Below are 10,579 nucleotides of genomic sequence, written 5' to 3'. Positions count from 1 at the left end.
GGCGGAAACCCTCCAACACTTAGCACTCATCGTTTACGGCGTGGACTACCAGGGTATCTAATCCTGTTCGCTCCCCACGCTTTCGAGCCTCAGCGTCAGTTACAGACCAGAGAGCCGCCTTCGCCACTGGTGTTCCTCCATATATCTACGCATTTCACCGCTACACATGGAATTCCACTCTCCTCTTCTGCACTCAAGTCTCCCAGTTTCCAATGACCCTCCCCGGTTGAGCCGGGGGCTTTCACATCAGACTTAAGAAACCGCCTGCGCTCGCTTTACGCCCAATAAATCCGGACAACGCTTGCCACCTACGTATTACCGCGGCTGCTGGCACGTAGTTAGCCGTGGCTTTCTGGTTAGATACCGTCAAGGGATGAACGTTCTACTCTCATCCTTGTTCTTCTCTAACAACAGAGTTTTACGATCCGAAAACCTTCTTCACTCACGCGGCGTTGCTCGGTCAGACTTTCGTCCATTGCCGAAGATTCCCTACTGCTGCCTCCCGTAGGAGTCTGGGCCGTGTCTCAGTCCCAGTGTGGCCGATCACCCTCTCAGGTCGGCTATGCATCGTGGCCTTGGTGAGCCGTTACCTCACCAACTAGCTAATGCACCGCGGGTCCATCCATCAGTGACGCAAAAGCGCCTTTCAACTTTCTTCCATGCGGAAAATAGTGTTATACGGTATTAGCACCTGTTTCCAAGTGTTATCCCCTTCTGATGGGCAGGTTACCCACGTGTTACTCACCCGTTCGCCACTCTTTTTCTTTCGATGGAGCAAGCTCCGGTGAAAGAAAAAGCGTTCGACTTGCATGTATTAGGCACGCCGCCAGCGTTCGTCCTGAGCCAGGATCAAACTCTCATAATGATTTGTTTGAACGATCCATAGGATCGTTAAGCTCAAATAAAATTAACTTTGCTAGCTATTGCTTGCATGTATTTTGCTTCATAAATGAAGCGCCCTACACATTGGTTCGTTTGCTTGCTTTGTTCAGTTTTCAAAGGTCTACTGCGCTGCGTTAGCAACTTTTAAATCATATCAGATCAACAAGTGAATGTCAACTCTTTTTTAAAAGTTTTTTTCGAAAGTGTTTATTCAACAACTTCCTGTGCGTCATCAGCGACTTCATTAGAATAACAAATGAATTGTTATTTGTCAACAACTTTTTTCAATCTTTTTTGTTGCTGCATCAGCATCAAATTGATTTCTTAAATTTGCGACTTCGTTATAATATCATCTGTTGGTTCTGGCGTCAATAACTTTTTTCATTTTCTTTTAGAAATGATTTTTGTCATTTGGCACATGTAATAATATACCAACTAAATGCTGTCAGGTCAATAACTTTCTCTCTTATTTTCGTAATTTCTCAAAGGCGTTCATTCTTACAATCCAATGAATTCATCGTTCGTTTTTAATTCGTTTTCGTTCCATTTAGCAGTGAGTTTCTCCCTTGTTTTTTTCTTGTTAGTCATTTTGGAGGGAACTACTGGTAAAAAAAGAAACACACAAGTAAACACCCGTGTGTCTCTCTTTATGAATTATCAACGCATTGTTGGGAATAACAGCACATCGCGAATCGATTGTGCATCTGTCAACAGCATGACTAGACGATCGATCCCGATCCCTAAACCACCGGTTGGCGGCATGCCGTATTCTAGCGCTTCAAGGAAGTCTTCATCGACTCCATGAGCTTCATCGTTTCCTTCTTGTCGTTCTTTTTCTTGTGCTTCAAACCGTTGTCTTTGATCAATTGGATCATTTAATTCGGTAAAAGCATTAGCAAACTCCCGGCCTACGATAAATAGTTCAAAACGATCTGTAAATCGAGGGTCCTCTGGATTCTTCTTCGCTAGAGGTGAGACTTCTACCGGATGTCCATAAACAAAGGTCGGTTGCTGTAAGGTTTCTTCAACAAACGTTTCAAAGAATTCATTGATAACATGTCCTAGTGTCATCGTTGGAGTGACTTCCACTTGGTGTTCTTTTGCTAAAGCATGTGCTTCTTCGATTGTCATCTCTTTCCAAAAATCGACACCCGTTTGTTGTTTGATAGCATCGACCATATGCACACGGGCAAAATCACTCGCCAAGTCGACTTCTTGTCCATCATAAGTAATCACAGCAGAATCTAAAACTTTCTCTGCTGCATTGCGGATAATTCCCTCAGTTAGATCCATAACATCTTTGAAATCTGTATAGGCTGTATAAGCTTCTAACATAGTAAATTCTGGATTATGGGTAGTATCAATCCCCTCATTACGGAAGACCCGGCCGATTTCGTAGACTTTCTCCATACCACCTACGATCAATCGTTTCAAGTGCAACTCAAGCGCGATTCGCAAGTATAGATCAATATCTAACGCATTGTGATGAGTGATAAATGGACGAGCTGCTGCCCCACCCGCTTGATTATGCAAAACAGGCGTTTCCACTTCAATGTAGCCATGACCATCCAAATAGCGACGAATCTCACTGATGATCTGGCTGCGTTTCATGAATCGGTCAAAGCTATCTTTATTACTGATCAAATCCAGATAACGTTGACGGTAACGTTGCTCGATGTTGGTCAGACCATGGTATTTATCCGGAAGTGGGCGTAACGCTTTAGACAAAATAACGATTTCTTTTGCTTTGATCGTTACTTCCCCCGTATCAGTTTTCATGATCTCCCCTGAGACACCAAAGAAATCACCTAAGTCAGCATGCTTAAATCCTTCATATGGTTCGTCACCTACTTGATCTTTGCGGACATAAATTTGAATCTGACCATCACGATCTTGCAAATGTGCAAAGCCAGCTTTCCCTTTACCACGTTTCGTCACCATTCGTCCAGCAACACTTGCAGAAAGATTCATCTCTGTTAACTCTTCTTTTGTTCGTTGATCAAATAACTCATGCAACTCGGCAGAATTATGCGTACGTTCAAAGCGCTTGCCAAAGGGATCAATGCCTTCTTCCCGTAATTTTTCCATCTTTTCACGGCGAACCAACATTTGATCATTTAATTCTTCTTGTTTTTGTCGTTCCTCTGTCACGAGTTTTCCTCCATTCTTAACTTGGGTTTCCTTCTTATAATGCCAATGATGCCACAAAAAATCAAGCCGAAGTTCAAGATCGACTTGATTTTACTTTACTCAGGAGTATTTCCGACAGGTTGTTTTTCTGTCTTTTCTACAAATGCATCTAACAGATCAATAATCGCTTGCTTATTCTCTGTCTGGTTGATTGCCGCTTTGACTTTAGCTGCCCGTGAAATGCCTTTTAAATAGTAGGCAGCATGCTGCCGAAACTCTCGAGAAGCAACAAATTCACCTTTTAAATCAGCAAGTCTTTCCAAGTGAAGTTTGGCTGTAGCGATCTTCTCCCGTGGAGTAGGTTCGGCGATCAGCTCTCCCGTTTCAAGATAATGTTTTGTACGATGGATCATCCACGGATTCCCCAATGCTGCTCGTCCGATCATGACAGCATCTGCGCCGACTTCTTCCAGCATTCGTTTGGCATCTTCTGGTGTCCGAACATCTCCATTCCCCATAAAAGGGATCGAAATTGCTTGCTTCACCTCTCTTAATACCGACCAATTAGCCGCTCCTTCATACATTTGGACCCTCGTGCGGCCATGCATCCCAATCGCCGCTGCACCTGCCGCTTCAGCAGCTTGCGCATTTTGGACAGCGAAAATATGTTCATCATCCCAACCGATCCGCATTTTGACTGTGACCGGTTTATCAATTGCCGTAGCTACTGCATGCACCATTTCGTAGACTTTGTCTGGATCCAATAGCCACTTTGCACCAGCCTCCGCTTTAATGATTTTATTTACCGGACACCCCATATTGATGTCAATGATATCTGCTGCTGTATTTTCTGAGACAAATTGAGCCGCTTCGACCAAAGACTCTTTATTCCCACCAAAAATTTGCAAGCTTAAAGGATGTTCTGTTTCATCTATATAAAGCATTTCTAATGTTTTTTTGTTTCGTAGTTGGATTCCCCGATCACTGATCATTTCACAGACGACTAAGCCTGCGCCAAATTCTTTGACCGTTACGCGAAACGCCGCATTGGTTATTCCTGCCATAGGCGCAACGACAACTCGATTAGGGATTTCGACATTACCGATTTTCCAGCTGTGTATCGCCATCTTCTATGCCTCAGCTTCTTTCTTTAATCCAGCAAGTTCTTGTTCATCGAAATGGTATTTATTACCGCAGAACGAACAAACAGCTTCTGCACCATGATCTTCATCCATCATTTCTTGTATTTCATCCGCGCCTAATGTAATGATCGCTGTCGCAAATTTTTCTTTGCTACAATCACATCGAAATTGAACAGGCATTTTTTCTAACACTTCGACTTTGGTGTCATTCAACAATACCGTCAAAATTTCTTCAGGCGATTTCCCTTCATCCAGCAATGATGACACTCGTGGTAATTCTTGCAGGCGGTTCTCGATTGAATCAATAACCGTTTCATCTGCTCCCGGCATGATCTGCAGCAAGAAACCACCGGCTGTTCGAATAGAATCATCGGTATCAACTAACACACTCAATCCAACGGCCGAAGGGATTTGTTCAGAAACTGCTAAGTAATAAGTGAAGTCTTCTCCCAATTCTCCAGAGACAATAGGTGTTTGTCCAGAAAACGGTTCTTTCAACCCTAAATCTTTGATTACAGTAAAGATTCCTTGATCTCCTACTGCTCCTCGCACATCCAACTTTCCTTGTCCGTTTAGCGGCAAGCTGATATGCGGATTTTTTATGTACCCTTTGACATCTCCACGACCATTGCTATCAATAATGATTGCTCCAGCGGGTCCGTTCCCTTGGATTTTGACCGTTAATTTGTCATCACCCTTTAACGTGCTGCCCAAAAGCAGGCTTCCAACCATAGCGCGGCCTAGCGCTGCTGATGCTGTATTCCAAGTATCATGACGTTGTTGTGCTTCACTAACAGTTTTTGTTGCAGACACTGCATAGGCACGAACAAAACCATCATAAGCTAATGCTTTTACTAAGTAATCTTCCATTGTTTATGCTCCTTTATTTCGTTCATTAGTGAATCATACTAGGAACTTGTTTTTTTTTCAACTGAATGTCACCATTTTAGAGAAAAGCCAATGTTTTCTGTCGGTTTATTTCTCGATTTGTTAACAAGAAAGGACTGCGGCACAAGCCGTAAAACAAGCAACTGGTCCGAACCTCATTCGAATCTGTTCTCTTGTTTTGACTTATGACACAGTCCCTAGACTTTACGATAGCTAATCACCTATTGATAATTGAACGACTACTCTTGACCGTCCTCTGTTTTATCTTGAGATGAAGCTTCGTGGTTTTCATTATTGTGACGAAGTTCGTCTACTTGCTGATCAAAATCTTTTTTCTCAGCAGCTTGCTTTTCAGCATCCTTCTCTTCTAAAGCGCGTTTTGCTTCTTCAAAAGTTTGAGCTTTTTCGCTTGGATATTCTGAATTCTCAGTTCCAGCAGGCATTTTGCCTTCTTCAAACAATGACTTGATTGCTTTTGCATCCAATGTTTCATATTCAAGCAGTTTTTCGGCAATCAATTTATGTTGCGCACGATGTTCTTCGATGATCTCATGTGCTTTTTGATGTGCCTCCATCAAGATACGGCGTACTTCCTGATCGATCTCGAAAGCAACTTGTTCTGAGTAAGCTTTGGTTTGACCATAATCACGACCGACGAAGACCTGATGATTGCCTTCATACTGAACTGGACCTAGTTTGTCGCTCATACCATATTCTGTGACCATACTTCTAGCTAAAGCTGTTGCTTGTTCAAAGTCATTGGATGCTCCGGTTGATTGAACGCCGAAAATGATTTCTTCTGCTGTCCGTCCACCAAGCAATCCGACGATTTGTTCAAACATATCTTCTTTCGTCATTAAGAATTGATCTTCTTTAGGTAATGCGATCATGTAACCGCCAGCACGTCCCCGAGGGATGATCGTTACTTTGTGAACGACCCGGGCACGGCTTAAGACTAAACCGACGATCGTATGACCCGCTTCATGGTAAGCAACCATTTCGCGTTCTTTTTTATTGATGACACGATCTTTCTTCGCAGGTCCTGCGATTACCCGATCTTCTGCTTCATCAATATCAGAGGCATCGATTTTCTTTTTATTACGACGGGCAGCGACTAGCGCAGCTTCATTTAAGACATTCTCTAAATCAGCACCGGCAAAACCAGGTGTTTGTTGTGCTACGACTTTCAAATCCACATCATCCGACAACGGTTTGTTCCGTGCGTGAACTCGTAAAATAGCTTCACGGCCTTTAACATCCGGACGGCCAACAAGAATTTGTCGGTCAAAACGACCTGGACGTAACAAGGCTGGGTCTAACACGTCGGAACGGTTGGTTGCTGCAATAACAATAACTCCTTCATTGCCATCAAATCCATCCATTTCAACTAATAACTGATTCAACGTTTGCTCACGTTCATCATGTCCACCACCCATGCCGGCACCACGTTGGCGCCCAACCGCATCGATTTCATCGATAAAGATGATGGCCGGTGCGTTTTTCTTGGCTGTTTCAAATAGATCCCGGACACGGCTCGCTCCGACCCCGACAAACATTTCCACAAAGTCTGAGCCTGAGATAGAGTAAAACGGAACGCCAGCTTCTCCGGCAACCGCTTTTGCTAGCAATGTTTTCCCTGTCCCTGGAGGTCCTTCTAGCAGCACACCAGCTGGGATTCTCGCACCTAATTCGACAAAGCGTCGTGGATCTTTCAAAAATTCGACCACTTCGACTAATTCTTGTTTCTCTTCTTCAGCACCCGCTACATCAGAGAAACGAACGCGATTGGCTTTTTTGTCGGCCTCTTTCGCTTTGGATTTTCCAAAGTTCATGACACGGCCGCCACCGCCGCCACCGCCGCCTTGCTGGCTCATCATCATATAGAAGAAGAAAATGATGATTACGATTGGCAAGAAACTAATCAGCAACGATAACCAAACACCACTGTTCGATTCTTCTTCGATCGTTGTTTTAACCCCTTGATCCTTTGCTAATGTCGTAACCTCGCTCAATGTCGAGTCATTCGGCAAAATGATCGTTGTAAAACGTGTCGTACTTGCTTGCGTGCTTCCTAGTACGGAAAGCCCATTGTCATTGCTGACGGTTTGTTCGGCATTGTATTCACCGACGATCCGGTAAACACCGTTAGCAGGCTGAACAGTAAACTGTTTGACCTTTCCGTCTTTCAGCTGCTCCGTAAATGTTGAGTACTCGATTGTTGGCGTTTGCTGATTGCCATTTCCAAAAATGAAATAGACGACCATGACCATTGCTAACAAGACAAGTACATAATATAAGGTATTTTTGATCATACCGTTATTTTTCTTATTCATGCGTACCTCCTTGGCTATTTTGTTTTATCAATCCTGACCATTTAATTGTATCACAACTGATTTAGATCAGTCACTAATTTGATTGATAAACGCTTGGTTTTAAGACACCCACATAAGGGAGGTTACGGTATTGTTCCGCGTAATCCAATCCATAGCCGACCACAAATTCGTTCGGTACATCAAAGCCAATATAGTCGGCATCGATTTTCACCACACGTCCTTCTGGTTTGTCTAGCAATGTCACGATTTTAACCGACTTTGCTTTGCGATATTTAAATAGGTCTACTAGATAGGCTAATGTGCGACCGCTATCAATAATATCTTCTACGATCAGCATATCTCGGCCTTCGACATTTGTATCCAAATCTTTCAAAATCTTCACTTCGCCAGAAGAAATTGTCGCGTTCCCATAACTAGAAACATCCATAAAGTCCAATTCCAAATGACAATCCATTTCTCGGACGATGTCTGCCATAAAAGGAACAGCTCCTTTTAATACGCCAACAACCAATGGATTCTTATCTTTGTAGATTTCCGTCAGTTCTTTACCTAGTTCAGAACAACGATTTTGGATCTCTTCACGAGTAATCAAAATTTTCTCAATATCTTTGTCTAACATAAAGTTCTCCTTCCAACTCTTACTTCCGATATTTATAAAGAAGTATGTAGTGTATTTTATCAGTTTCTTGCTCAATACTCAAATAGGAAAATAGATAAGGCAAAAGTGCCAATACATTCTCTTGAGCGTCTGTCAGGACCCAACTAGCGGCACGCTTTTCATTCGAAATCTTCTCATCGATAAAGAAACGCCTGATTTTTTTCGTAAGACCTGGTTTCAGCTGTAACCGATCCCCTGGTTTTCGCTTCCGCAAAAAAACTGTCGCAGGATATTGTATCGGTAAAATTTGTGAAATCTCTGACCAATCCATGACTTTTTCTGGAACTTGGGCGTCACTTGGAATGTAGCCGATCCATTCATGGTCCGACAAAAAGAAACTTTCACCTTTTTTTAGAACAAAATGCGTCTCATCTACCTGCGTTTGGAGGTGAGAGCCTTTTTTAACAGCAGTGACTTTCAACTGATCATAAACTCGAACAATCTGCCAGTCTTGATTCAAATCGATTATCCACTGACTGGGATTATGTTCTAGCAGATACAGCAACTGCTCTCGTTGTTTAGTATTGTACGAGATTCCTTTATCATGGGAAACTTTCTGTAGCAAACCTTCAAAAAAGTAATAGCGTTCTGCTGCGGTAAACGCAGCCAATTCATCCAAGTTTAAAAAATAGCCTTCAGCTTCCTCATGAAGTATCGTGGCGAGCCAATCTGCTTGCTGCTTTTTGATCAATTGGTCAGCATAGATCATCTCTTGAGAAAGCTGCTGAAAATGATCAAGAGCTCTCGGGTTCTCTGCTTTCAGCAGAGGGACCGCTTGATGACGCAGGCGATTTCTTTGAAACAGCGTTTGCTGATTCGTTTCATCTTCGAAATAAGCGATCCCTCTCCTTCTTGCATAGTCTCTAATCTCCTCTTTGGCGATCGTTAGGAAGGGACGGATCAAATAACCGTTACCAAAAGGTTGCTTGCGCTTGATTCCCGAAGCGTTTTGCAAGCGTCCCTCTCGGACCATCTTCATCAGCATCGTTTCCATCTGGTCATCTGCATGATGAGCGGTTAATAACCAATCATAACTCTGAAGAGTCATCGTTTCTGCAAAAAAACGATAGCGGAACTCTCTAGCGGCCGCTTCGATGCCATTTTGGGGCGGATCTTGCCAAACTCGTTCATAATATGGAATCCCGCGCGTTTGACAATAGTCCTTCAGGAACGCTGCTTCGTCGTCTGAAGCTTCCCGCAGATTATGATTGACATGAGCCACGCCAAATGTTCCTTGCTGAAACAACTCTTCGATCACATGGAGTAAAACCATTGAATCCACGCCTGTCGAAACAGCAAGCAAACAAGTAGCATCCTCTACCCATCCATCGGCTTTGATTGCATGATAGACTTTTTGCTTAAGCATTCTATCCCTCCGTGTCTCTTGCTTCTATACTTAACTTCAAACTAAAAATGACTGTCTATTGCTAAGAAAGAGAAATATCCGAACTATGCCGATTCCAAAACGCCGTGCTCCACGGCGAAAGCCTACTACATGGTAGGAGTAATCGGATATAGTTCGGATATTTTTTGAAATACTTATCGTTACGTCACAAATTCTTTTGACAACTTGCTCATCCTGTTTAGTTACGTCGACCGCCACGGCCGCCGCGTTTACCTTCCGTATTACGTCGTAATGAAGATAAACGATCATCACTATCTTTTAGAAAAGAACTCATCAATGAATCGAAGTCTTGTTTATTTACGTTCGTCGGTTGATTGCGTGAAAAAGATTTCTTCGGACTTGACCGATTGAATTCTTTTTTAGGAAAATCACGTTTTTCTTCCGGCTTTGCTTCTGCTTTACGGATCGATAGCCCGATTTTTCCATCATTGCCGATTGCCGTCACAACAACGGTTACTTCATCGCCAATAGACAACACGTCATGAATGTCTTTCACAAACCCATTTGATACTTCGCTGATATGTACCAAACCAGTTTTCCCCTCACCAAGATCAATGAACGCACCAAAATTTGTAATACCAGACACTTTGCCCTTTAGTTTCGCTCCAACTTCGATTGACATATAAAAAATGTTCCTCCTAATTTTTACCCATTTAATCATTTCAACTACTGCGATGAGTAGGTATGACCTTGTTTATTCCGAATCACTTGTCTTTGTATCACTAGCATTTGCCTCATCACCGCTTGTTTCTGTTTTTGAATCAGAAGCATCCGGCAAGACAGGGTAGATCTTTTCATTTTTCTTTGAATAAAAGAATCTACTGCGAGCTAATTTTGCAACGTATTCGTCATCTTGCAACAGTGCTACATCTCGCTTAAGTTGTGTCACTTTTTTGTCCGCTGCTTCTTGTTTTGCTACTGTTTCTGCTTTATACTCTTGTAATTTTTGCAGACGCATTTGATCATTGAACATTTGAATACCTACGATTGCAAAAATCACTAGCGCTGCAACAAAAACAGCTACAAGTCGACGTCGACGAAAGACCACTTGTCGTCGTTCTTTTTCGAACTTGGCAAATTGCTCTTTGGCATACTCGGTCTGCAATAGTTCTATTTGTTTGTTTGGCTCTTTATCCACGCT

Annotated in this window: 8 protein-coding genes and 1 rRNA gene (1 of these 9 running past the window's edge); all 9 read right to left on the bottom strand. The window is 42.8% G+C overall.

Going from position 1 to position 10,579, the window contains the following annotated elements:
• Positions 1 to 865, bottom strand: a 16S ribosomal RNA gene (locus IGJ28_RS03195) (it extends 695 nt beyond the left edge of the window).
• Between the two features lie 674 nt (positions 866 to 1,539).
• Positions 1,540 to 3,033: a lysine--tRNA ligase gene (gene lysS / locus IGJ28_RS03190; RefSeq protein ID WP_438845136.1), complete on the bottom strand. Its 1,494-nt coding sequence runs from the start codon at positions 3,031 to 3,033 to the stop codon at positions 1,540 to 1,542.
• 95 nt (positions 3,034 to 3,128) lie between these two features.
• Positions 3,129 to 4,139 carry a tRNA dihydrouridine synthase DusB gene (gene dusB, locus IGJ28_RS03185; protein WP_003129136.1) on the bottom strand — a complete coding sequence of 337 codons (1,011 nt, stop codon included), beginning with the start codon at positions 4,137 to 4,139 and terminating at the stop codon, positions 3,129 to 3,131.
• A 3-nt stretch (positions 4,140 to 4,142) separates the two neighbouring features.
• Complete coding sequence (hslO, locus tag IGJ28_RS03180) at positions 4,143 to 5,024, bottom strand: Hsp33 family molecular chaperone HslO (RefSeq protein ID WP_060815449.1); 882 nt, start codon at positions 5,022 to 5,024, stop codon at positions 4,143 to 4,145.
• Positions 5,025 to 5,281: 257 nt separating this feature from the next.
• The gene (gene ftsH, locus IGJ28_RS03175) at positions 5,282 to 7,375 is read right to left on the bottom strand and encodes an ATP-dependent zinc metalloprotease FtsH (RefSeq protein WP_003129133.1); all 2,094 of its coding nucleotides are present in this window, start codon (positions 7,373 to 7,375) and stop codon (positions 5,282 to 5,284) included.
• Between the two features lie 73 nt (positions 7,376 to 7,448).
• Positions 7,449 to 7,994 carry a hypoxanthine phosphoribosyltransferase gene (gene hpt, locus IGJ28_RS03170; RefSeq protein WP_003129132.1) on the bottom strand — a complete coding sequence of 182 codons (546 nt, stop codon included), beginning with the start codon at positions 7,992 to 7,994 and terminating at the stop codon, positions 7,449 to 7,451.
• Positions 7,995 to 8,013: 19 nt separating this feature from the next.
• Positions 8,014 to 9,399 (bottom strand): tRNA lysidine(34) synthetase TilS, encoded by a 1,386-nt coding sequence (tilS, locus tag IGJ28_RS03165; protein ID WP_103300649.1) that lies wholly within the window; start codon positions 9,397 to 9,399, stop codon positions 8,014 to 8,016.
• Between the two features lie 217 nt (positions 9,400 to 9,616).
• Positions 9,617 to 10,060, bottom strand: coding sequence for a S1 domain-containing RNA-binding protein (locus IGJ28_RS03160; protein ID WP_005472931.1), 444 nt, complete (start codon positions 10,058 to 10,060; stop codon positions 9,617 to 9,619).
• Between the two features lie 72 nt (positions 10,061 to 10,132).
• The gene (locus IGJ28_RS03155; RefSeq protein WP_003129129.1) at positions 10,133 to 10,576 is read right to left on the bottom strand and encodes an FtsB family cell division protein; all 444 of its coding nucleotides are present in this window, start codon (positions 10,574 to 10,576) and stop codon (positions 10,133 to 10,135) included.
• Between the last annotated feature and the right edge of the window lie 3 nt (positions 10,577 to 10,579).

The organism is Enterococcus sp. AZ091 (assembly GCF_051714805.1).
Lineage (GTDB): Bacteria > Bacillota > Bacilli > Lactobacillales > Enterococcaceae > Enterococcus_D > Enterococcus_D gallinarum.
The sequence above is the reverse complement of the archived record's forward strand: the minus strand, read 5'-3'. Positions and strand labels throughout refer to the sequence as shown.